The organism is Streptomyces sp. ML-6 (genome assembly GCF_030116705.1).
Classification (GTDB): Bacteria; Actinomycetota; Actinomycetes; order Streptomycetales; family Streptomycetaceae; genus Streptomyces.
Map to the genome: position 1 here is coordinate 7,219,423 of NZ_JAOTIK010000001.1, position 21,692 is coordinate 7,241,114.

Annotated in this window: 20 protein-coding genes; 9 read left to right on the plus strand and 11 right to left on the minus strand. The window is 70.1% G+C overall.

Annotation, left to right across the window (positions count from 1 at the left end; all coding sequences use genetic code 11):
* Nucleotides 1-263 precede the first annotated feature (263 nt).
* From OCT49_RS31680 to OCT49_RS31690, 3 genes are read left to right on the plus strand one after another with little or no spacing between them, the layout of a single operon-like run.
* Nucleotides 264-1,754: a Dyp-type peroxidase gene (locus OCT49_RS31680; RefSeq protein WP_283855218.1), complete on the plus strand. Its 1,491-nt coding sequence runs from the start codon at nucleotides 264-266 to the stop codon at nucleotides 1,752-1,754.
* 16 nt (nucleotides 1,755-1,770) lie between these two features.
* On the plus strand, nucleotides 1,771-3,882 hold the full coding sequence (locus OCT49_RS31685) for a flavin monoamine oxidase family protein (RefSeq protein ID WP_283855219.1): 2,112 nt from the start codon (nucleotides 1,771-1,773) through the stop codon (nucleotides 3,880-3,882).
* Nucleotides 3,879-5,723 carry an alpha-keto acid decarboxylase family protein gene (locus tag OCT49_RS31690; RefSeq protein ID WP_283855220.1) on the plus strand — a complete coding sequence of 615 codons (1,845 nt, stop codon included), beginning with the start codon at nucleotides 3,879-3,881 and terminating at the stop codon, nucleotides 5,721-5,723. Before OCT49_RS31685 ends, OCT49_RS31690 begins: the two co-directional genes overlap by 4 nt.
* Nucleotides 5,724-5,874: 151 nt before the next feature.
* On the opposite strand, the gene OCT49_RS31695 is transcribed toward OCT49_RS31690, so the two are convergent.
* The 8 genes from OCT49_RS31695 to OCT49_RS31730 form a co-directional block, all read right to left on the minus strand.
* Nucleotides 5,875-6,720 carry an urease accessory protein UreD gene (locus OCT49_RS31695; RefSeq protein WP_502963436.1) on the minus strand — a complete coding sequence of 282 codons (846 nt, stop codon included), beginning with the start codon at nucleotides 6,718-6,720 and terminating at the stop codon, nucleotides 5,875-5,877.
* Nucleotides 6,717-7,421: an urease accessory protein UreG gene (ureG, locus tag OCT49_RS31700; RefSeq protein WP_283856006.1), complete on the minus strand. Its 705-nt coding sequence runs from the start codon at nucleotides 7,419-7,421 to the stop codon at nucleotides 6,717-6,719. The genes OCT49_RS31695 and ureG overlap by 4 nt, the downstream gene beginning before the upstream one ends.
* A gap of 25 nt (nucleotides 7,422-7,446) precedes the next feature.
* Nucleotides 7,447-8,100, minus strand: a complete 654-nt coding sequence (locus OCT49_RS31705; RefSeq protein ID WP_283855222.1) for an urease accessory protein UreF — start codon at nucleotides 8,098-8,100, stop codon at nucleotides 7,447-7,449.
* A gap of 8 nt (nucleotides 8,101-8,108) precedes the next feature.
* A complete protein-coding gene (gene ureC / locus OCT49_RS31710; protein ID WP_283855223.1) occupies nucleotides 8,109-9,983 on the minus strand; it encodes an urease subunit alpha in 1,875 nt (624 codons plus the stop codon).
* 52 nt (nucleotides 9,984-10,035) lie between these two features.
* Complete coding sequence (locus tag OCT49_RS31715) at nucleotides 10,036-11,121, minus strand: IS110 family RNA-guided transposase (RefSeq protein ID WP_283855224.1); 1,086 nt, start codon at nucleotides 11,119-11,121, stop codon at nucleotides 10,036-10,038.
* A 228-nt stretch (nucleotides 11,122-11,349) separates the two neighbouring features.
* On the minus strand, nucleotides 11,350-11,943 hold the full coding sequence (locus OCT49_RS31720) for an urease subunit beta (RefSeq protein ID WP_283855225.1): 594 nt from the start codon (nucleotides 11,941-11,943) through the stop codon (nucleotides 11,350-11,352).
* Nucleotides 11,944-11,953: 10 nt separating this feature from the next.
* Nucleotides 11,954-12,340, minus strand: a complete 387-nt coding sequence (gene ureA, locus OCT49_RS31725; protein WP_283855226.1) for an urease subunit gamma — start codon at nucleotides 12,338-12,340, stop codon at nucleotides 11,954-11,956.
* 931 nt (nucleotides 12,341-13,271) lie between these two features.
* Nucleotides 13,272-13,481: a hypothetical protein gene (locus tag OCT49_RS31730; RefSeq protein ID WP_283855227.1), complete on the minus strand. Its 210-nt coding sequence runs from the start codon at nucleotides 13,479-13,481 to the stop codon at nucleotides 13,272-13,274.
* A 234-nt stretch (nucleotides 13,482-13,715) separates the two neighbouring features.
* On the opposite strand from OCT49_RS31730, the gene OCT49_RS31735 reads away from it, so the two are divergent.
* The 4 genes from OCT49_RS31735 to panD all read left to right on the plus strand — a co-directional run bounded on the left by OCT49_RS31735 (nucleotide 13,716) and on the right by panD (nucleotide 15,811).
* The gene (locus OCT49_RS31735; RefSeq protein ID WP_283855228.1) at nucleotides 13,716-14,066 is read left to right on the plus strand and encodes a transposase; all 351 of its coding nucleotides are present in this window, start codon (nucleotides 13,716-13,718) and stop codon (nucleotides 14,064-14,066) included.
* Nucleotides 14,063-14,434 carry an IS3 family transposase gene (locus OCT49_RS31740; RefSeq protein ID WP_283855229.1) on the plus strand — a complete coding sequence of 124 codons (372 nt, stop codon included), beginning with the start codon at nucleotides 14,063-14,065 and terminating at the stop codon, nucleotides 14,432-14,434. The genes OCT49_RS31735 and OCT49_RS31740 overlap by 4 nt, the downstream gene beginning before the upstream one ends.
* Before the next feature lie 4 nt (nucleotides 14,435-14,438).
* Nucleotides 14,439-14,990, plus strand: a complete 552-nt coding sequence (locus OCT49_RS31745) for an IS3 family transposase (protein WP_283855230.1) — start codon at nucleotides 14,439-14,441, stop codon at nucleotides 14,988-14,990.
* 395 nt (nucleotides 14,991-15,385) lie between these two features.
* On the plus strand, nucleotides 15,386-15,811 hold the full coding sequence (gene panD / locus OCT49_RS31750; protein WP_283855231.1) for an aspartate 1-decarboxylase: 426 nt from the start codon (nucleotides 15,386-15,388) through the stop codon (nucleotides 15,809-15,811).
* Between the two features lie 378 nt (nucleotides 15,812-16,189).
* Here the strand turns inward: panD and OCT49_RS31755 are convergent, their stop codons facing one another.
* From OCT49_RS31755 to gnd, 3 genes are all read right to left on the minus strand, one after another.
* On the minus strand, nucleotides 16,190-16,987 hold the full coding sequence (locus tag OCT49_RS31755; RefSeq protein WP_283855232.1) for a family 1 encapsulin nanocompartment shell protein: 798 nt from the start codon (nucleotides 16,985-16,987) through the stop codon (nucleotides 16,190-16,192).
* Nucleotides 16,987-18,072: a Dyp-type peroxidase gene (locus OCT49_RS31760; RefSeq protein WP_283855233.1), complete on the minus strand. Its 1,086-nt coding sequence runs from the start codon at nucleotides 18,070-18,072 to the stop codon at nucleotides 16,987-16,989. Before OCT49_RS31760 ends, OCT49_RS31755 begins: the two co-directional genes overlap by 1 nt.
* Nucleotides 18,073-18,380: 308 nt before the next feature.
* Nucleotides 18,381-19,823 (minus strand): NADP-dependent phosphogluconate dehydrogenase, encoded by a 1,443-nt coding sequence (gnd, locus tag OCT49_RS31765; RefSeq protein ID WP_283855234.1) that lies wholly within the window; start codon nucleotides 19,821-19,823, stop codon nucleotides 18,381-18,383.
* Nucleotides 19,824-19,995: 172 nt separating this feature from the next.
* Between gnd and OCT49_RS31770 the strand changes: the two genes are divergently transcribed.
* On the plus strand, nucleotides 19,996-20,592 hold the full coding sequence (locus OCT49_RS31770; RefSeq protein ID WP_283855235.1) for a TetR/AcrR family transcriptional regulator: 597 nt from the start codon (nucleotides 19,996-19,998) through the stop codon (nucleotides 20,590-20,592).
* Entirely contained in the window at nucleotides 20,585-21,523 is a 939-nt protein-coding gene (locus OCT49_RS31775; protein WP_283855236.1) for an alpha/beta fold hydrolase, read from the plus strand. Before OCT49_RS31770 ends, OCT49_RS31775 begins: the two co-directional genes overlap by 8 nt.
* The last annotated feature ends 169 nt before the right edge of the window (nucleotides 21,524-21,692 follow it).

Consider the following 21,692-nt stretch of genomic DNA (forward strand, 5'->3'; position numbering starts at 1 on the left):
ACCGGGCACCCGGTCGGTCGATGGCGGCTCGCCACGGCCCCGCAGGCCGCGGTCCCGGCCCGGGTGCCGCTCCCCGTCCGCGCCTGCGCGGCGTCGCTCCGCCCGGCGACGCCGTGTGACCCCGAGGGGCTCCGTTTGACAGAGCTCACAGCGACGGCTTAGTTACTTAAAGTGTCCAGTTCGTAGCATTGTGTTACTGGCGGTGATCGTGTCATCCCCATCCGAATCTGCCGCCGCCCTCCACCCCCGCGAGGAGCCCCACTGTGACCACGACCCCCACCCGCCCCACCGCCGTCCCCTCCATCGAGCAGCTGCCCCAGCCGGAGCTGCGTGGGTCCACCGACATCCAGGGCAACATCCTGGCCGCGTTCAACAAGGACTTCATGGACTTCCGCTACCTGCACTTCCCGGACGCCGCCAAGGGCCGCGGCTGGCTCTCCGCGATCCTCAACACCGTTGCGACAACCAACGAGACGGAAGACTTCAACGAGCAGTTCTCGCTGGCCCGCCGGGCTTTCGGCCGCGACCCGTCGCTCACCGCCGTCCGCTGCGGAGTCTCCCTGACCTTCGAGGGCCTCGTGACGATCGCCGGCAAACCCGATCAGATCAAGAAGGACCTCAGCACCTTCACGTCGTTCTGCGCGGGCGCGGCCGCACGGGCCGAGAGCCTCGGGGACACCGGCGAGAGCGACCCCAGGACCTGGTTGTTCGGGGCCGGGACCGGCGACAAGGCCGTGCACGCGGTCCTCATCGTCGCCGCGGACACCGAGGCGCTGCTGAAGGAGAAGCTGAAGAACCTCGACACGGTGGAGCAGGCCCACCAGATCACCCGCGTTCATGTGGACGAAGGCCGCACCCTGGAGGGCGATCTGAAGGGCCACGAGCACTTCGGCTACAAGGACGGTATCTCCCAGCCCGGCGTCAAGGACTTCCACCGCGAGGACGCCGACCGCAAGGGGTTCCGCGACAACCACGCCGGAACCGAGCTGATCGAGCCCGGCGAGTTCGTCTTCGGCCACAAGAGCGAACAGGGCGACCGGAAGGCGCCGGAGTGGATGAAGAACGGCTCCCTCCAGGTGGTGCGCCGCCTTCGCCAGGACGTCGCCGGCTGGAACAAGGCGATGGTGGACGGTGCCAAGAACTTCACCGGGAACATGGACGCCGACCGGCTCGGTGCCTGCCTGGTCGGCCGGGCCAAGGACGGCACACCGCTCGCCCCGCCCTGCAGCGCCGTGACCGGCCTCGGCCCGGACCGGAACGGCTTCGACTACACGAACGACCCCACCGGCCGGCACACTCCCTGGGCCGCGCACATCCGCCGCACCCACCCGCGCGCCTTCGCCGGAATCGTCGACAAGAAACCGAAGAGCCACCGCCTGATGCGCCGCGGCATTCCGTACGGCCCCGAGTTCAAGGGCGGCCCGGACGACGGCAAGGACCGCGGGCTGATGTTCGTCTGCTACGGCACCTCGCTGGAGGAGCAGTTCGAACTGGTCCAGCAGCACTGGTCCAACGACGACACGTTCCCTCCCGGGGAAAGCCGGCCCGGCCAAGTGGTCGCCAACGGCTTCGACAAGGTCACCGGACTCGCCGGCAAGGCCTCGATCGAGCTGGAGGACGGCACCTCCGGCACGGTCGACATGAAGCGCTTCGTCCGCACCACGGGCGCGCTCTACGCCTTCACCCCCTCGATCAGCACGCTGCGGCTGCTCGCCGAGGGCAAGGACCTCCCCAACAAGCCGGTCGGCTCCTGAACGGCGAGGAGAAGCCATGAATGAGAACCCCACCGTCCAGGGCACGGCCGACAACCGCGCCCGCCGGCGGACCTGCGAGGAGCTGGCCCGCGAGCTGCTGCTGGTCGGTCCGGACGACAAGGACCTGAAGCTGCGCTACCTCGACGTCCTGATCAAGGAGGGCATCCCGGAGACCGACGAGCCCAAGGACGTGCTGATCGTCGGCGCCGGGATCGCCGGCCTGGTCGCCGGGAAGCTGCTCAAGGACGCCGGACACAACGTCACCGTCCTGGAAGCCAACGCCAACCGGGTCGGCGGCCGGATCAAGACCTTCCGCTCCACCGATGACGGGCAGGACGGCCCGTTCTTCGATCCGGCGCAGTACGGGGAGGCCGGGGCGATGCGGCTGCCCAGTTTCCACCCGCTCACCCTGGCCCTGGTCGACAGCCTCGGCCTGAAACGGCAGCTGTTCTACAACGTCGACGTCGATCCCGACAGCGGAAACCAGAACCCGCCCGTCCCGCCGGTGGTCTACGAGTCCTTCGAGGACGGCAAGGTCTGGAAGTACGGCGAGGACAGCCCGGACTTCCGCGAACCGGTCAAGCGCTTCAACAGCTGGATCCGCACCAACCGGACCCAGGCCCGCCGCCGCGAGTACGCCGCCGACCCCAGCAGCATCAACGAGGGCTTCCACCTCACCGGCGACGAGGCCCGGATCACCACCGCCGAGATGGTCAACCAGGCGCTGGAGCCGGTCCGCGACTACTACTCGTACATCGACAACGGCAAGCGGGTGCGCAAGCCGTTCGCCGAGTGGCTGGACGGCTGGGCCCGGGTGATCCGCGACTTCGACGGCTACTCGATGGGCCGTTTCCTGCGCGAGTACGCGGGCTTCAGCGACGAGGCCATCGAGGCGATCGGCACGATCGAGAACATGACCTCGCGGCTGCACCTGTCCTTCTTCCACTCCTTCCTGGGCCGCAGCGACATCAACCCGGACGCCACCTACTGGGAGATCGAGGGCGGCAGCTGGAAGCTGCCCCACGCCCTCGCCGAGGAGCTCCAGGACGAACTCGAAATGGGCGAGCGGATGATCCGGATGGAGTACTGGGATCCGCGCCGCGACGGCGCGGCAGGCCAGGACGTCGGGCCGAACGGCCCGCAGGTCGCCGTCCACACCGTGCCCGAGGACGAACCGGAGGCCGAACCCACGGTCTGGAAGGGCGACTTCGCGATCGTCACCGTCCCGTTCTCCGCGCTGCGGTTCGTCCAGGTCGCGCCCCCGTACTCGTACAAGAAGCGCCGGGCGATCATCGAGACGCACTACGACCAGGCCACCAAGGTGCTGCTGGAGTTCTCCCGCCGGTGGTGGGAGTTCACCGAAGCGGACTGGAAGGAGGAGCTCGACTCCATCGAACCCGGCCTGTACGAGTACTACCAACGGGCCGGTGAGGAGGACGCCGAGGCGGCCGTGGCAGCCGCCCACAACGGGCACCGGCCGCCGCCCAATCTGCCGAGGGTGCTGCTCGGCGCCCACCGGAGCGTGGACTCCAGCCGGATCAGCCAGGAACAGCTGGAACTCTTCGAGCACACCCCGCTGCGCCGGGCGAGCGTGCGCCCCGCCACCGACTGCTTCGGCGGCGGTTCGACCACCGACAACCCGAACCGCTTCATGTACTACCCCTCGCACCCGGTGCGCGACAGCGGCGGCGGTGGCGTGGTGCTGGCCGCCTACAGCTGGTCGGACGACGCGGCGCGCTGGGACTCGATGGACGACGCCGAGCGGTACGTGTACGGGCTGCGCAACCTCCAATCGGTGCACGGCCGACGGATCGAGGTGTTCTACACCGGCTACGGACAGACCCAGAGCTGGCTGCGCGACCCGTACGCCTTCGGCGAGGCGGCGGTGTACACCCCGCACCAGATGACCAGCTTCCACCTCGACGCGGTCAAGCCGGAGGGCCCGGTGCACTTCGCCGGCGAGCACGTCTCGCTGAAGCACGCCTGGATCGAGGGCGCGGTGGAGACCGCCGTCCGCGCGGCGATCGCCGTGCACGAGGCACCCCCGCCACCACCCCGGGCCGAACCGGAGACCTATCCCGAGGCGCGTACCGGAAGCGCACGCAGAACGGAGGTACTGAGCCGATGAGCAGCAACGACGAATGGACAGTGGGCCGTTACCTGGCCACCAGACTGGAGCAGTTGGGCATCCGGCACCTGTTCGGGGTGCCGGGCGACCACCTCGGCCCCTTCCTGACGATCATGCACGCCACCACCCAGGTGCGCTGGGTCGGCACCCCGACCGAGATCGGCGGCGGCTACGCCGCCGACGCCTACGCCCGGATGCGGGCCGCCGACGCCGACCTCGCCAAGGGCGAGCAGGGCGTCGCCGCCGTCGCGGTCACCTACGGTGTGGGCTCGTTCAGCCTGCTCAACCCGATCGGTGGCGCGTACGTCGAGTACGTGCCGGTGATCGCGATCAATGCGGCGCCGTCGTACGAGCAGTGGCTCAACTACCAGGCGGTCGGGCTGCTCACCTCGCACATGAGCCAGCGCCGGGAGAGTAACCTGGAGGTCTACCGGCAGGTCACGGTGGACGCGCAGGTGATCTCCAACCCCGGACTCGCGCCCTCGCAGATCGACAGCGCGATCATCGCCGGCCTGACCGAGCGCAGGCCGGTCTACCTGGAGGTGATGGACGACCTCTGGAGCGCCCCGTGCGCCGCGCCGCAGGGCGAACTCCGGCGTCAGGAACGGCCGTTCACCCAGAAGAACAAGGACATGCTCGCCAAGGCGGTGGAGGCCTCGGTGCAGCTGGTCAAAAGGCTCGGCACACCGGTGCTGTGGGCGGGCGAGGAGATCGAGCGCAACCGGCTGGAGCAGGAGCTGGTCTCGCTGGTGGAACTGACCGGCATCCCGTTCTTCACCACCGTCGGAGCGAAGTCCGTGGTCTCCGAGAACACCCCGGGCTTCAGCGGCGTCTACAACGGCAAGGCGAGCCTGGAGGAGGTACGCAAGGCATTCAAGGCCGCCGGGTGCCGGATCGGCCTGGGCACCTGGTCGACGTCGAAGAACCTCGGCGGCGAGAAGTCGATCGGCGACGACTGGATCGTGGCCGCCCACGAAGGCGTCAGCGTCGGCGCGCAGTATTTCCCGGACGTCCAGCTGGCACGGTTCGTCCCGGCGCTGCGGGACGCGCTGGGCACCGCCTTCGGCAAGCGGGCGTTCGATACCGACCTCTACGCGCTGGCACACGCCGAGGACCGGCAGGTCCCGGAGAGCACGGACGCCTTCCTGGCCAGTCTGAGCAGCACGGACCACGCCGAGGAGCTCACGTACGACGGGTTCTTCCAGCGCATGAACGCCTTTCTGCTGAGCCAGGCGAAGGGCGACGGCCCGGAGGCCACCTCGCCGTTCACGGTGGTCTCGGACGCGGCGTTCGCACTGCTGGGCTCGATGAACCTGCGGATGGTGGAGCGGGCGAGCTTCGTCGCGCAGAACAGCTGGCTGGCCATCGGCTACTCGGTCGGCGCGGCCACCGGCGTGGCGCTGGCCCGCCGGCAACCGCTCAAGCGGCCGCTGGTGTTCGTCGGGGACGGCTCGTTCCAGGAGATCTGCCAGGAGCTGTCCACGCACGTGCGTCACCACCTGCGGCCGGTGGTCTTCGTCCTGGACAACGAGGGCTTCTACGGCATCGAGCAGATGCTGATCAGCCCCTGCTACTACAAGGAGAAGCCGTCCGACGGGGCCGACTTCTACAATGTGCTGCACCCGTGGCAGTACGAGAAGCTGGCGGAGGTCTTCGGCTCGGAGAAGGACCGGATGCACGGGCGGGAACTCACCACCCACACCGAACTGGATGCACTGCTGCACGACGTCGCCGACCCGGACAATGACATCAACGACGCCCCGATCCTGGTCCGGGTCCGGCTCAGTCGGCACGACTACCCGCGAGCACTCCAGTACAAGATCGACGAGAAGTGCACATAGCCGCCGTACGGCGCCCCGGCCCTCGGGATGCCGACTCTGTCGGGGATCCCCAAGATCCCCGACAGAGCCAAGCCCAGGCCGTGACTCGCGGGCGCCCTTGCCGTCCCCCGCGAACGAGCCCCGGCCGGCACCGCCGCCGTGATCAGCGGACTCACGTGGTCGACAGGACTTTGCAACGCCCCTGGGGGCTCGCCCCGCCTGCAGGAGAGAACGGGCTGCCGTCCGGGGCCGTCGAAGGCCGTACGGCACGTCGGTGCCGGTAGTCACGCATGGCTTCCTCGCGCCAGGCGGCGAAGGTGAGGTCGCACAGCTGGTCGCGGAACCGGCCGATCCCCATCCAGCGCAGTGCGGCCCCGGACTGGTCCAGGAGAAAGTAGGTCTCCCCGGGCCCGGTGGTGCCGGCTTCCGGTTCACCGATCGGTTCAGGTGTCCATCCCAGGGCGGTGACCGTGTCCATGGAGCGCAGGTCCCCGAAGACGCCCGGCATCTGACGGGCCTGCTGTCCCAGATCGAGGTACTCCACCTGCACCGGCCCGGTGTCGTCACTCGCGTCCAGAGCCATGGTCAGGTCTCCGCCCATTTGTCCGGCGCGCCCCAGCACGACCTTCTCCTGTATCAGTACTTTTCCGGTGCCGTGCAGCCGGATCCGGGTGCCGCGGTGGGTGGCGATCTCGTCCGAGACCACGAACGGCTTGCCCGCCCAGGTCAGGACGGCGCCGTCGCCCACGGAGGCGTCAATCGTCCACGACGACGGTGCCTCGCCCTCATAGGCGACGGTGCCGGTCGTCTCCACGACGTCGAGCCAGGCGCCAGGAGCCACGTTCACCTCGATACGGACGTCGTCGCCGGACAGCAGCAGCGCCTGGGTGGCGAGCAGACCCACCCTGGCTCCGCCGGCGTCCTGGTCCATGACCCGCACTGTCAGGTGCCCGGTCGTGTGGTGGACGCGGCTGCGGCCTTCCCCGGGGCTGACACTCAGGCGGGTGGGGTCGGTCACGCGTCCTGCCCCGCATTCGCCGGTGCGTGGGAGTGCGTGTGAGTGGTGCCGTCGGCGTGGAAGTGCGGGGCCATGGGGCCCGGGTCGACAGGGGTGTGCTCGCCGGTTCGGTAGTGGGCGAGGGTGTCGCGGACCCAGCCGGTCAGCATCCGGATGGACGTCGCGTCGTGCCGGGACAGCGCGACCACCGGGGAGCCCCGGCGGGCTTCGCGGCCCTCCCGGGTCATGCGCTCGACGTCCACGCCCACGTACTGGCCCAGGTCGGTCTTGTTGATCACGAGCAGGTCGGCGCGGGCGATGCCGGGGCCGCCCTTGCGGACGACGTCACCGCCGCCGGCGACGTCCAGAACGAACAGCTGGGCGTCCACCAGGGCCGGGGAGAAGGTCGCGGTGAGGTTGTCGCCGCCGGATTCGATGATGACCAGGTCCAGGGGGCCGAAGTCGGACTCCATGTCCTCGGCCGCCAGCAGGTTGGCGGTCACATCGTCCCGGATCGCGGTGTGCGGGCACGCGCCGGTCTCGACCGGGCGGATCCGTTCGGGGTCCAGCACCCCGGCGCTCTTGAGGAAGCGTGCGTCCTCGTCGGTGTAGATGTCATTCGTGATGACACCCAGGCGCAGTTCGCCGGAGAGCGCCTGGCACAGCGTGGCGATCAGCGAGCTCTTGCCGGTGCCGACGGGACCGGCAACGCCCAGGCGCATGGCGCGGGTGGGGGCGGTGGTGTTCTCAGGCACTGAAGAGTCTTTCTGTGGTGGTGTCGTGAGTCTCGGCCCAGCGCTCGATGAGAGGGGCACCATGGGCAGGGATCTGTTCGGGGGTGTGCAGGTGGGCGACCTGAGCGGCCATCTCGTCGATGTCGGGCAGCAGGTCGTTCACCCACGCGGTGATGAGCAGCGGGTCCTGTGGTTCGAGTTTGAGCAGGGCCGCCGTCACCGTCTGGACGTCGTCGTACCCGACCAGGCGGGCCAGGTCGACCGGGTCCATTTCGGCGCGCTGGGCGAGCAGCCCCAGTACGACCGGCCGGGACCAGGTGCGTGCGCGGGCGTCGGTGGGGCCGGGCCACAGGGCGTGCAGGATGCGAAGGTATCCGCGCCCCAGACGCCGCCCGTTGGCCCTCAGCGCCGGGCTGGGAGTCCGGGCGGCCCAGGCGGCCTCGACCTCGGAGAGGTCACCGTCGTTCGCCGCGACCGCACGGGCGACGACAGCGGTTCCCGCTTCCACCCGGGTGACGGTGCGCAGACGGGAACGCAGGTACGCAGGTACCTCGGCGGGCGTCGTGCCGGCCCGCAACGCCGGCTCCAGACCGGCGGACTGCGTATGCCCCCCGGACGGGAGGCGGGCGTCGCCCAGCAGGGCGAGCAGGAGTGAGGAGGTGCTCACCGGGCGCCTCAGAACAGCAGGTAGCGCTGGGTGAGCGGCAGGCTCCGGGGCGGTTTCGACTGGTCGAGGTACCAGTATCCGTCGAGGCTCTTGTGCTTGGTGAGGCTGTGGCCCCGCGCCGGGCTGACCTCCGGGATCTCCACCGCGATCTTGAAGGTACTGGGGTCGATGTCGATCCCGGCCCGCTTGCCGTTGAAGACCATGTGCTTCTTCTCGACGTCCTTGACGGGCTTGGCACCCTTCAGTTCGCGCCGCAGGCCGAGGGTGGCCTTCAGGGAGTCCTTGAACACGCCCTTGCCCTTCACCGTGCTGTACGGGTCGGAGCCCTCGGGCGGGTTGAGCACCTTGTCCGAGACGAACGAGTACGACAGATGGGGGGCGATCGCGGCGGCCATCGCCGGGCGCAGGAGCGTGGGCTGCGGCGTCGACACCGAACCGTTGGGGTCGCCCAGGTTGCCCAGCACCATGGCCCCGCCCTTGATGACCATCTCAGGGCGCACGGCGAAGAACCGCGGATCCCACAGCACCAGGTCGGCCAGCTTGCCCACCTTCACCGAACCGACGTACTCGTCGATCCCGTGGGTGATCGCGGGATTGATCGTGTACTTGGCCACGTAGCGCAGAGCCCGGGCGTTGTCGCCCTTGCCGTGCTCGTCCCGGTAGAAGAAGTTCGCGTCCTTGAAGGTCTTGTGGCTCCACTCCTTCATGACGTGCGCGACCTGCCAGGTGCGGGTCACGACTTCACCGATACGGCCCATGGCCTGTGCGTCGGACGAGGTGATGGACATCGCCCCCATGTCGTGCAGCACGTCCTCGGCGAACATGGTCGTCGAGCGGATACGGGAGTCGGCGAACGCCTGGTCGTTCTTGTTGCTGAGATCGAGGTGGTGGGCGGAGGCCAGCATGTCGATGTGCTCGGCCACCGTGTTCACCGTGTAGGGCAGCGTCGGGTTCGTCGAGGCGGGCAGGACGTTCTTCTCGGCGGCCACCTTCATGATGTCGGGGGCGTGCCCGCCGCCGGCGCCCTCGGCGTGGAAGACGTGAATGCCGCGTCCGCCGATGGCGTTGAGGGTGGTCTCGACGAATCCGGACTCGTTGAGGGAGTCGGCGTGCAGGGTGACCTGCAGGCCCCAGTCCTCCCCGGCCTTCAGCGCGGCATCCAGGGCTGCCGGAGTCGCCCCCCAGTCCTCGTGGATCTTGTAACCGCCTGCCCCCGCGAGTGCCTGCTCGGCCAGACCGTCCTTGCTGACGGTGTTGCCCTTGCCCAGCAGCATGACGTTGACGGGCAGGTCGTCGAAGCTGCGGTGGAGGTTCACCAGGTGCTGCGGACCGGGCGTCACCGTGGTTGCCTTGGACCCCTCCGAGGGCCCCACGCCACCGCCGACAACGGTGGTCGTCCCGGTCGCCAGGGCCTCCCGGACAGCCGAGGGGGAGATGTAGTGCACATGGGTGTCGACGGCGCCGGCGGTGAGGATCTTGCCCTCGCCGGAGATCACGTCCGTGGAAGGGCCGATCTCCAGCCCGTCGGTGACCCCGCCCATGACGTCGCTGTTGCCGGCCTTGCCGATCGCGACGATCTCACCATGCCGGATGCCGATGTCGGCACGCACGACGGCATTGCCGTTCTCCCGCTCCTGGGCAGGAGCGACATCCAGGATGATCACATTGGTGATCACCGTGTCGGGGGCGCCCTGCGCGCTGGTGGTGGTGCCCTGCAGCATCGACTCACGAATGGTCTTGCCGCCGCCGAAGATCGCTTCGTCACCGCCGAAGGTCAGGTCCTCGGTGACCTCGATCCAGAGATTGGTGTCGCCCAGGCGGACCTGGTCGCCCACGGTCGGCCCGTAGGACTTCGCGTACTGTGCGCGGGTGATGCTCGCCATTACTTGCTTTCCTCCAGATTGGTGTACGAGCGCCCGGATGCTCCTATGGCTGTCAAGCCGCTGGAGTCAGGTCGGTTTGAGTGATTGGTTCGGTTGGTGTGCTGGTCAGAGCTCGGTGGACCTCGCGCGCGACGAACCGCTTGAGGCAGCGCATGATGTCCTTCTTGTTCAGCCCTTCCTCGGTGCGGCGTTCGACGTGGGCGCGGGTGCGTGCGTCGAAGCGCATGCGGGTGAGCACGATGGTGTGCAGGGCGTTGTCCGCGGCCCGGTCGCCGCCGCGGTTGAGGCGGTGGCGGTGGGTGCGGCCGGACGGGGCCGGGATCGGCGCGACACCGGCCAGGTGCGCGAACGCGCCCTCGGACCGCATCCGTTCCGGGTTGTCCCCGGCCGAGGCCGGCAGCTGGCCGGCGGTCTCGGGGCCGACGCCGAACAGCTCCAGCAGCGCGGGGGCGGCCCGCCTGACCAGCGGGCTGATTTCCTCGTCCAGCTCGGCGATCTCCTCGTCCAGCGCCTGGTGGCGTCGGGCGAGCCGCCGCAGCGCCGCCCTCGTCGCGGCCAGCGGGCGGGACAGGCCGTCGCCGGGCCGCAGCCGGGCCAGGGTCCGTATCAGCGCGGCCCGCTCCAGGCCCGCGACCTGCTCGCGCAGCATCGCGGGGGCCGCCACGCGCAGGCCACGGATCTGGTTCATCGCCTGTGTGCGGGCCTTGACGGCGCTGCGGCGGGCGGTCCGCAGCACCCGCACCGCCTCGACCACGCCGTCCCGGCTCCTGGGGATGCCGGTGGCGCGTCCGGACAGCACGGCCGTCGCGGCGGCGTAGGCGTCGATCGGGTCGGACTTGCCCCGCATGCGCCGTGTCCTGCGGTCCGGGCGGTCCACGTCGACGACAATGACCCCCGCGGCGGTCAGCACCCGGGCGAGTTCGGCTCCGCAGGCGCCGGTGCCCTCCACTCCGGCCGCGACCAGCGTGCCGTGCGTGCGCATCCAGTCCAGCAGGTCCCGGTAGCCCCGGATGGTGGCGGGGAACTCCCGGTCGGCCGGGTGCCGGCCGACCGGGTCGATCACGGCCGCGTGGTGGGTCGGGCCGAGGGTGTCGACACCGCCGGTGATCTGCGGGCCGTCGTGCGTCATGCTGGTCATGTCCGTCCTTGTGGAGTGTCCGTTCCGAGGGCGGCACGCGCCGGTCGGGCGGGTGGACAAGACAGTGACGGGGCTTCTGGACCAAGCTCCTACAAGGTCACAAACGCCCCTCCGGCCGCGTGCGTGGTGACGCCCGGCGGGCCGACAAATCCCCAACAGGACAGTCGAGACGTCAGTCAGTCGGAGGGTCAGACCCACCCGCAGCGTCACCGCGTCACATCCTCACTGTCAGTCGAGCTCGGCGTAGCCGGCCTGCTTGTCCTTGCGCAGGCCGGGAACACGCCGCTCACCGCCGATCGGCACGACTTCGATCGCGTCGCTGGGCGCGTTCTCGGGGCTGAACCGCATCGAGTCCCCCGGAGCGACATCGAGGCGGTATCCCCAGGGGGCCCGGCCCGGTGTCTTGGACCGGTCGTACGCCAACGCGCGGGCCGCGGCGATCTGCTCGGACCTCGTCCGCCGAGAGTCGGTAAGAACAGCCTCTGCCGCTGTGGCGGCGTCCAGGTCAGTGAAGAACAACAGGTCCTCGTTGACGTCGGCCAGGTGGAAGTGCGAACCGATCTGGATGTCGCGGTCCCCGACGTTGACCACATAGACGGTGGCCTTGCCGCTTCGAGGGTTGAGTACATGCTCCGAAGCCGGGTCCTTGACCCACACTTCCCCCACCTTGTACTGGGAGAAGTCGCATACCTGGCTCGGGTCCAGGGCGGAGGGCGGCAGGACTCCGGGTTTCTGGCCGGAACCATTAGTCGGGCCGGGGCCAGGACACACGGCCGGCCCAGTCGTCGAAGGAGGCGCGACCAGCGGCTGGAAGTAGGGCATGGGTTCGTCCTCAGCGGATCGGGGCGGGCTTCGGCGTGGCCTTCGGGGCACGGATCGGGTCATGGAGAGTGACGAGCTTGCGCCCGTCGGGGAAGGTCGCCTCGATCTGGAGGACGTCGAGCATCTCGGCCACCCCGTCCATGACATCGGCCGTCGTGAGGACGCTCTCGCCCTCGCCCTGGGTGTCGCCCTTCCGCGCGTCCAGAGGGACGCCGGCATCGCTCATCATCTGATCGACGGTGTAGGTGCCCGCCCGCGCCTCCTCAATGACCCAGCAACTGATGTAGGCCACCGCCTCGGGGTAGTTCAGCTTGATACCGCGCTCCTTGCGATAACTGGCCAGCATCCCGGCCACACTCAGCAGCAGCTTCTCCTGCTCCGAGGGAATCAAGTGCATCCGTACTCCTCTGTGATGATGGCGGCGCCCCTGACCCCGCTCGCGACCGGCGTATCGATCCCGCCCCGACGCGGACCCCCGGCACGACCCCGCCGGGCTCGGCAACGCGTTCTGCCGACGACACCCCCGCGATGAGGCGCCCTCGTGAGAGGTTTCCCGGTTCACCGAAGCACGCGCCGGACATCCGCTGCCCGAGAGCCGTCCGACGGGCACCTTGCGGTGGCGTCGTGGACAGCTGTGCGGAACGTTGCCACCTGAACGTGCGGCGCACCTCTGTGTGGGGACTGAAATGCCTACGGCCTTCCCGGTTCAGGGGCGAGTGCGTTCCGAGGCGGGACCACCGGACTCACCGGCCGGGCCACGCCGCGTCACAACCGATCGTCCTCCGGAGGGCCGAAGAGCTGTCGAAGTTCACACCGCTCCCACTCAAATGGATGCCGGTGCGCGCGTATGAACGAAACCGCCGTCACCCGGTCGGCCGCCATGCCGGTGGCGGCCACGCGCTTCTCGTCGACGCCCTCGCGCGCGTGGGATGTCGTTGGCACGCCAGGGAGCCTCGTGCGGCCGGCCCGCGCCTTGCGGCGTGACTTCGGCACCCTCCAAGCGTTCTCGGCCCGGACCGGTCTGCGGTCCGGTCGAAGATGAGGAGGAGGCGGCATGACCGGCTTGGATCAGCTCCGCGAGACGGCGGTACGCATCAGTTTCGACGGAGGAGGTATCGCGGTGATCGACGGACAAGCGTTCGCAGTCCTGCTGCCCGAGCCCCCGTCGGCCTGTGGAAGCTCGTCCCCGACGAGCGCACGGGCAAGGACCACTTCGTGATCGTCGACGAGAAGGAAGGCTTCGAGAAGGGCCTCAAACTCGCGGATCCGGAGGATGAGGACGCCCCGGTCGAGGCCGGAGTCATTCCTGTGGGAAGGAGCCTGCCGTCCTACTGCCCTCCGAACTGCGTCTGGGTCCTCGAAGAAGCCTTCGAAGCCGGCGGGGGTCGTCCCGGGCGGGAGCGGGTGACGTTGATCGAGGGCTCGTCGGTGGGCAGGCCGAGGTGCTCGTGCGGATCGCGGACGCGGAACACCTTCCCGGGGTGCTCGTTGAACGTGGTCACGATGCGCTGGTGGATGGTGGCGGTGGCGGTCTTCACGGGGGCCGGTGCATCGGGAGGGGTGGGGCCATCGATGGCCTTGCGGGTGGCGGCGGGCTCGGCCGGGCGGGCTTCGCTCTCGGCGAGGGTGGTGGTGAGCTGCTCGGTCTGCTCGCGCAGGTTGCCGGCTCGTGCGGCGGTCTCATCGTGTTCGGTCTGCAGCAGCCGCAGGAGTTCGCTGATGCCTATCCCCTCGTAGCGTGGAGCCCGTGATTGCAGGGGAAGTTGGGATTCATGGGGTCCAAGAAGAAGCCGCCGTACGACGCCGAGTTCCGTGAGGGCGCGGTGCGGATCGTGGTCGAGACCGGGAGGCCGGCCGGGGACGTGGCCGAGGAGCTCGGCATCAACCCGGGCACGCTGCACAGCTGGGTGTCGCGGTGGCGCCGTAACGGGACGACATCCTCGGACCGGCCCGTACGACCGGCAGCCGCCAGTGGTAGTGGAGGCGGTGGTCGGGTGCGGGAGGCCGAGCGGGCCGAGCTGGAGCGGCTGCGCCGGGAGATCGGGGAGAAGAACAAGCGGATCCGGGAACTGGAGATGGAGCGTGATGTCTTCGAGCGATGCATGGCCCTCTGGGTGAAGTGACCGAGAACGCTCCGGAGGCGGTGGCCGCCTTCATCGGTAGCCAGAGGGCCGAGCATGGCGTCCCGCACCGGGTGTCCTGCCGGGTGGTCGGGGTGAGCGAGGCGTGGTTCCACAAGTGGCGTCGGCGTCCCGACGAGCCGACGAAACGCGAGGTCAGGAGGGCGAGGCTGGAGGAGCGGATCATCCACTTCTTCACCGAGTCCGGCGGCACCTGCGGCTCGCCGAGGATCACCTTGGACCTGTGGGCGGAGAACTGGAAGGTGTCGGTGAACACCGTCGCCGAGATCATGGCCGAGCTCGGTCTGCAGGGCCGCAAGCCGCCCAGGCGGCGGACTGACCCGGCAGGGCAAGCGGAAGGCCGCCCCTGACCTGGTGAATCGCCGTTTCGACGCCGTCGCACCGGACGTGCTGCGGTACGGCGATGTGACCGAGATCGAGACCGGTGAGGGCAAGATCTGTCCGGCCACGGTCATCGGCGCGTTCTCGCGCCGCTGCCTCGGCTACGCCATGGGCGAGCACCATGACGCGGCCCTGGTCGGCGCGTCGTTGAAGAGGGCGGCCACGACGCGTGGCGGCCGAAGGGACGGGACGATCTTCCACAGCGACAGGGGGAGTGAGTGCACGTCAGAGGCGTACAGCACCCTGTGTGACCACCTGGGCGTGGTGCAGTCCATGGGGCGGGTGGGGTCGGCGCTGGACAACGCCGCCGCGGAGTCGTTCAACTCGCTGGTCAAGGTCGAGTACATCCACCGGCACCGGTTCGCCACCCGCACCGAGGCCCGTCTGAGGATCGCCACCTGGATCACCGGGTTCTACAACCCGCGGCGCAGACACAGCGCGGCCGGCGGCCTGCCTCCGGAAGAGTTCGAACGGACCATCACCGAAGCACGCAAGAAGAGCGACCAGAGGTGCCAGGCCGCATAGAAGAGGTCTCTACGAAACCAGGGGATTGACACCCCCGTGTGGAGCATGCCTTCGTCCACATGAAGAGCTGGAAGGTTCTGCGCGACTGCCCCCTCGGCCGACTTCGCCCGTCGGCGCTCCCGGGAAGCGGCTCCTTCTATGACCCTTATGTTCCTGATCTGTCGTCAGGTAAGTCAGTATCAGTCCTCTCACATCCTGCGACGGTTGTCCGAACAGGTGCAAGGGGTGATGGCATCGCAACAGCCTGATTCGCACAGAAGCGCAGGCAGGAAGCCTCCTCGCCAGAGGGAAGCGATGTTCCTCACAGTCTTCGAGTCCAACGTGTGCCCGTGTAGAGTGAAGAACGCCCTTGACCTGCACAAAGCAGGCAGGGAGCCGTCATACAGGAGTCCAAAGTGCTGCGTACTCTGTTCAAGTCCAAGATCCACCGGGCCACCGTGACCCATGCCGACCTGCACTACGTCGGTTCGGTCACCATCGACGCCGAGCTGATGGAAGCGGCGGACCTGTTGCCGGGCGAGCTGGTGCACATCGTCGACATCGACAACGGTGCGCGCCTGGAGACGTACGTCATCGAGGGCGAACGCGGCTCCGGCGTCATCGGTGTCAACGGGGCCGCTGCACACCTCGTTCACCCCGGCGACCTGGTCATTCTGATCAGTTACGCCCAGGTCGACGACGCCGAGGCCCGCGGCCTGGTCCCGCGGGTCGTGCATGTCGATGCCGACAACCGGATCGTCGAGCTCGGCTCCGACGCGTCGGAGCCCGTGCCCGGCACCGGCACCGGGCGGAGCCCGCACGCGGTCCCCGCCGCACGCTGACCCGGGCCAGCCCGTCGGGGATCCGTTCGGGAGCGTCCCTCGTGGCAGGGGTTCGGCAGGGCATCCGGAACCCGTACGTACGGCCCCACCGGGCGCGGGCGGCGGGTCCGGGAGACGGTGGAAGCAGATCCGTTCCGAACCGTTCGGAGGCTTCCGATGACCCACCCGTATCCCGATCCGGTGCCTCCGGCACCCACCCCCGGGCCGATGCCCGGACCGCCGTCCCCGCTGCCGGAGCCACCGCCTCCGCCACCCGGCCCGGTGCCACCGGGCCCGGCGCCGGATCCGATCCCGCCCACCCCGCAGCCCGAACCGCAGCCCGAACCTCAGCCGTCGCCCCAATAGGACGGTCGGCCGGGCCCGTTCGGGCCCGGCCGTTCAGGCGATGATCGGCACCACGGCCTCGGGCGTCAGCATCCGGAAGGTGAACGACTGGTGGAAGTAGAGCCTGACACTGGTCGCGTCGTGGTCCTGGTAGCCGATGGAGAGGTCCTGGCCGAGGCACAGTTCGAAGTCGCCGCCACGGGTGGACAGCAGCACCCCGCCCGTGACGGCGGGGGCCCACAGGATCTGGTCGTCGAGCAGCCGGGCCAGATGGGTGGCCACCGGGTACCCGTGGTCGGAGGTCTCGGTGGCCTCGGTGAAGGCGTCGGCGCCGAGCAGCAGCCGGTACGGGCCGTCGACCCCGGCCAGCCGCAGCCGGGTGAGTGCCTGGCTGACGGTGGCCGGGTAGTCGCGGGCGTCGGCGGGCAGTGAGAGCGGGGTGTGCGAGGAGCCGTCCCGCAGTCCGGTGATCCCGGCCGAGGCGTAGCCGTCGATGATCGACATGTCCTCGGCGAACGCGCAGGTGCGGGCGGCGTCCTTGACGGGCTGCCAGTCGCTGTCGTCCGAGCCGCGCTCGACGTCGTCCACGGCCGCCCGGGTCACCGTGAACGGCACCCGCCATTCGATGACCGGCATCGAGGTGCGGGCCCGGGCGATCACGTCCGGTGCGGGCGGATCGATCTCGCGCAGATGACCGTCGCCGATGGCGGCCAGCCCGGAGCCTTCCGGCCCGGTCACGTCGACGACGCGGCGGCCCGCCAGATGACGGCTGAAGGTGCGCCGGGCCTCCTCCTCGATCTGTGCCCAGGCGGCTTCAGTGACGGGGGCGAGTTCACGATGCAGGTTGTTCATCACCGGTCGCTTTCTTGCAGGCTGCCGATGCGCAGCGAACCGTCGGAGGGGCGGGCCGGGCCGGGAGCCTTCGCCGCCACCGGGACGGGCACCGGCTCCGGCAGGGCCTCGGTCCCGGCCGGCGGGGGCGGCGGGGGCGGGGCGTCGAGGAAGTCGGCGCGGGGGGCGTGGAAGAGGGTGCCGGTGACCGCGGTCGAGAAGTCCAGGATGCGGTCGTGGGTGCCGGGCGGATCACCGAGGAACATGTTGCGGAGCATCTGCTCGGTCACGCCGGGATCGGCGGCGTACCCGATGAAGTACGTGCCGAAGACGCCCTCCTCGAAACTGCCGAACGGCATGTTGGCCCGCAGGATGTCGTGTTCCGTGCCGTCCGGGTCGGTGATCGTGGTGAGGGCGATGTGCGAGTCGGCGGGCTTGAGGTCGTCGGGGAACTCGATGTCGTCGGCCTTCGTGCGGCCGATGACCCGCTCCTGGGCCTCGGTGCTCAGCGAGTTCCAGGCTCTGAGGTCGTGGAGGTACTTCTGCACGACGACGTAGCTGCCGCCGGTGAACGCGGGGTCCTCGGGGCCGACCAGCGCCGCCGACCGGGCGTCCGCGCCCACCGGGTTCTCCGTCCCGTCGACGAATCCGAGCAGGTCCCGCTGGTCGAAGTAGCGGAACCCCTGGGTCTCGTCGACCACCTTCACCGCCCCGCCGAGCCGGTCGAACAGCTGGGCCGCCCACTGGTAGCACACGTCCATCCGCTCGCCCCGGATGTGGAACAGCAGGTCCCCCGGGGTGGCGGGCGCGTGGTGCCGGGGGCCGCGCAGTTCCCGGAACGGATGCAGCAGGGCCGGCCGGGGCCCGGAGAACAGCCGGTCCCAGGCGTCGGAGCCGAAGCCGGTCACGCAGGCCAGGCCGGTGTCGGGGAACCGGAATCCGATGGAGCGGCCGAAGGCCGCCAGGTCGGGCAGCACCTCGCGCACCGCGCTCTCCCCGCCGGGCTCGATCGTGGCGACCAGGATCAGGGCGGCACGGGACAGCGGCGAGACGACGGGCTGGGCCGCGGGCGGCTCCGAGGCGGGTTCCGGGGTGGCGTCGGACATGCGGGGGCTCCCTGGGACGGGCGACGGCGGGCCGGGGCTACGGACCGGGGCGGCGGCGGGGCGGTGGGCCGGAGCCGGGGAAGGGGCTCGCTGCTACTTACGCACGGGCGGGCCGCCGCCGCACCCCGGGACATCCGGCCGGGCGACCCCGGCGGCGAGTGGACGAACGGGCCGCTCCGGGGAGAGTTCCCGCGCCGGTCCGCGCCGGTCGCCCGGCCACCTTGTCCCCCGCCGGCCGTCCCGCCCGGGCCCGTACTGCGTCGACCGTCCCGCCCGGGCCCGGTTCCCCACCGGCCGTCCCGCCCCGGTCATCCCGTGGCGACCTCCGACCGGTCGCCGCCCCAGAGCGTGTGGAAGGAGCCTTCCCGGTCGGTACGGCGGTAGGTGTGCGCGCCGAAGAAGTCGCGCTGTCCCTGGGTGAGCGCCGCGGGCAGCCGGTCGGCGCGCAGGCCGTCGTAGTACGAGAGCGCGGCCGCGAACCCCGGCGTCGGCACGCCCTGCCGCACCGCCTCGGCGACCACCGCGCGCCAGTCGTCCTGCGCCGCGCCGATCTCCGCGGCGAACTTCTCGTCCGACAGCAGGCTCGGCAGGTCGGGACGGGCGTCGTAGGCGGCCCGGATCCGGTCGAGGAACGCGGCCCTGATGATGCACCCGGCCCGCCAGATCGCCGCCACCGCACCGAGGTCGACGTCCCAGTCGTACGCCTCGCTGCCCGCCCGGATCTGGTGGAACCCCTGTGTGTACGAGACGATCTTGGACGCGTACAGCGCCTGCTCCACCCGGTCCGCGAAGGCCGCGGCCTCGGCCGCGCCGAGCGGGGCGGCCGACGGGCCGGACAGGTCCCGGGCGGACTCGCGCAGATCCGCGTGCCCGGACAGGGACCGGGCGAAGACGGCCTCCGCGATTCCGGAGACGGGCACTCCCAGGTCCAGGGCGATCTGCACCGTCCAGCGGCCCGTGCCCTTCTGCTCGGCGCGGTCCTGCACGACGTCGACGAAGGGCTTCCCGGTGGCCGCGTCGGTGTGGGCGAGGACCTCCGCCGTGATCTCGATCAGATACGAGTCGAGGCGGCCGGTGTTCCAGCCGCGGAACGTCTCGGCGATCTTCGCGGGGGAGTAGCCCGCCATGGTGCGCAGCAGGTCGTACGCCTCCGCGATCAGCTGCATGTCCGCGTACTCGATGCCGTTGTGGACCATCTTCACGAAGTGTCCGGCCCCGTCGGGACCGATGTGGGTGGTGCACGGGGTGCCGTCCTTCGCCCGGGCGGCGATCCGCTCCAGCAGCGGCCCCAGCGACTCGTACGACTCGGCCGAACCGCCGGGCATGATGCTCGGCCCGTTCAGCGCGCCCTCCTCGCCCCCCGAGATGCCGACGCCGACGAAGTGGATGCCGCGCCCGCGCAGCTCCTTCTCCCGGCGCCGGGTGTCCTGGAAGTGCGCGTTGCCGCCGTCGATGATGACGTCGCCCTCTTCGAGGAGCGGGGCGAACTCCTGGATCACGGCATCGGTCGGATCACCCGCCTTCACCATGATCACGAGCCGGCGCGGCCGTTCGAGCGCCGCGACGAACTCCTGCGGGGTGCGCGCGGCGACGAAGGTTCCCTCGCCGCCGAACTCCTCCACCAGGGCGTCCGTCCGCGCGGTCGTCCGGTTGTGCACCGCGACCGTGAGGCCGTTGCGGGCGAAGTTGCGCGCGAGGTTGCGGCCCATGACCGCGAGCCCCGTGACGCCGATCTGTGCCGTGCCGCTCATCCGTGTGCTCCACCATCTGTGTCGGAAATGCCCGGATCTTCGATTTTGCCGGGATCTTCAGTATGGATTCGGGGCGGGGGAACGGCCTGTTCGCCATCGATCGCGCGAAGTGACCTTGACGTGTTAGAAAAGTACCTAGGACCCCTAGGGTTGATTGCGGCGGAGGTGGCGGATGGTTCGCGCGGGACTCACGACCGAGCGCGTGGTGGAGGCGGCGGCCGACCTGGCCGACGACATCGGCTTCGACAAGGTCACGATCTCCGCCCTGGCCCGGGGCTTCGGCGTCAAGGACGCCAGCCTGTACTCGCACGTCAAGAACCTCCAGGACCTGCGGTTCCGGGTCGCGGTGCTGGCCTCCGAGGAGTTCATCGACCGGATCGCCGGCGCCGTGGTGGGCCGGGCCGGGAAGGACGCCCTGGTCGGGTTCGCCGATGCCTACCGGGCTTTCGCGCTGGAGCGGCCGGGCCGGTACGAGGCGACGCAGCTGCGGGTCGATCCCGCCGTCGCGGCCCGGACGTCCGCGTACCGCCGCACCATCGAGACCACGGGAGCGATGCTGCGGGCCTACGGTCTGGCCGAGCCCGATCTCACGGACGCCGTACGGCTGTTGCGCAGCACCTTCCACGGCTTCTGCGCGCTGGAGGCGAGCGGGGGCTTCGGTGCGCCCCGTGACGTGCAGACGTCCTGGGAACGAGCCGTCGAGGCCCTGCACTTCCTGCTGGAGCACTGGCCGTCGGCCCCGAACGACGGGGAGGACGAGGATGGCTGACCGCCTGGCACCGGACCGCGCCGGACACCTGGAGGTGCCCGGCGCGACGCTGTACCACGAGGTGCGCGGCGAGGGCCCGTTGCTGCTGTTGCTGCCGGGAGGCAGCGCCGACGCGGGGATCTACGACCGGATGGCGGCGCGGCTCGCCGACAGATGGACCGTCGCGACCCTCGACCCGCGCGGATACTCGCGCAGCCTCCTCGACGGTGGGCCGGCCGAGCAGCGGGTGGCGGTGCAGAGCGAGGACGCGTACCGGCTGATCGAGCTGCTCGCGCCGGGCGGCGGACCGGTGTCGGTCTTCGGTGCCAGTTCGGGGGCGATCGTGGCCCTGGACCTGCTCGCCCGGCACCCCGAGCGGCTGCACCGGGTGGTCGCGCACGAACCGCCCCTGGTGGAACTGCTGCCCGATCCGGAACGGGGACGACGGCTCTTCGCCTCGGTGCGGGACTCCTTCCGCGACGGCGGGGTGGCCGCGGCGCTGGCCACCATGACGGAAGGCCTCATGGACCCGGACGAGGCCCCGGCCCTGGACGAGCCCCCGGTTCCGGACGAGGCCCAGGCCCCGGACGCGCCGCCCGTACAGGGGACGACGACGGCGGCGAAGACGGGGAGGGCGGCGGAGCCGGTCGAGCAGACCGTGCGGGAGGCCGAGGCCGTGCAGCGGATGCATGCCAACCTTCCGATGTTCCTGGAGCACGTGCTGTGCTCGTTCAGCGGTCACACCCTGGACCTGGAAGCGCTGGCCCGCGGCGGAGGGAAGCTGGTCGTCGGGATCGGGGAGGAATCCGGCACCCTGCTCACGGCGGTTCCGGCCTCCCGGCTGGCGGACCGGGCGGGCGGCAGGCTCGTGGAGTTCCCCGGCGGGCACACCGGATCGAGCGAGCACCCCGAGGCGTTCGCCGCGCGGCTGCGGTCGGTATTGCTCGACTGAACCGGCCCCGGCGCGTGAGACCGGGAAGAACGGGGCGCGGGACGTAGGCTCTGTGCCGTCGGCCGCCACCTCGGCGAGACGCCGGCCGGGCGCGAGCGATGCGCCGGCAGGGCTGTACGGGCTGGTGACCGCGGCGGGGACGACTCCGCGAAACCCACCTCACCGCACA

Coding starts and splice junctions, on each gene's coding strand:
- OCT49_RS31685 (WP_283855219.1), top strand. CDS start 1,771: ATGAATGAGAACCCCACCGTCCAGGGCACGGCCGACAACCGCGCCCGC.
- OCT49_RS31760 (WP_283855233.1), bottom strand. CDS start 18,072: ATGTCCGACGCCACCCCGGAACCCGCCTCGGAGCCGCCCGCGGCCCAG.
- ureC (WP_283855223.1), bottom strand. CDS start 9,983: ATGGCGAGCATCACCCGCGCACAGTACGCGAAGTCCTACGGGCCGACC.
- OCT49_RS31715 (WP_283855224.1), bottom strand. CDS start 11,121: ATGACCAGCATGACGCACGACGGCCCGCAGATCACCGGCGGTGTCGAC.
- ureA (WP_283855226.1), bottom strand. CDS start 12,340: ATGCACTTGATTCCCTCGGAGCAGGAGAAGCTGCTGCTGAGTGTGGCC.
- ureG (WP_283856006.1), bottom strand. CDS start 7,421: ATGCGCCTGGGCGTTGCCGGTCCCGTCGGCACCGGCAAGAGCTCGCTG.
- OCT49_RS31735 (WP_283855228.1), top strand. CDS start 13,716: ATGGGGTCCAAGAAGAAGCCGCCGTACGACGCCGAGTTCCGTGAGGGC.
- OCT49_RS31770 (WP_283855235.1), top strand. CDS start 19,996: ATGGTTCGCGCGGGACTCACGACCGAGCGCGTGGTGGAGGCGGCGGCC.
- OCT49_RS31775 (WP_283855236.1), top strand. CDS start 20,585: ATGGCTGACCGCCTGGCACCGGACCGCGCCGGACACCTGGAGGTGCCC.
- gnd (WP_283855234.1), bottom strand. CDS start 19,823: ATGAGCGGCACGGCACAGATCGGCGTCACGGGGCTCGCGGTCATGGGC.
- OCT49_RS31755 (WP_283855232.1), bottom strand. CDS start 16,987: ATGAACAACCTGCATCGTGAACTCGCCCCCGTCACTGAAGCCGCCTGG.
- OCT49_RS31720 (WP_283855225.1), bottom strand. CDS start 11,943: ATGCCCTACTTCCAGCCGCTGGTCGCGCCTCCTTCGACGACTGGGCCG.
- OCT49_RS31690 (WP_283855220.1), top strand. CDS start 3,879: ATGAGCAGCAACGACGAATGGACAGTGGGCCGTTACCTGGCCACCAGA.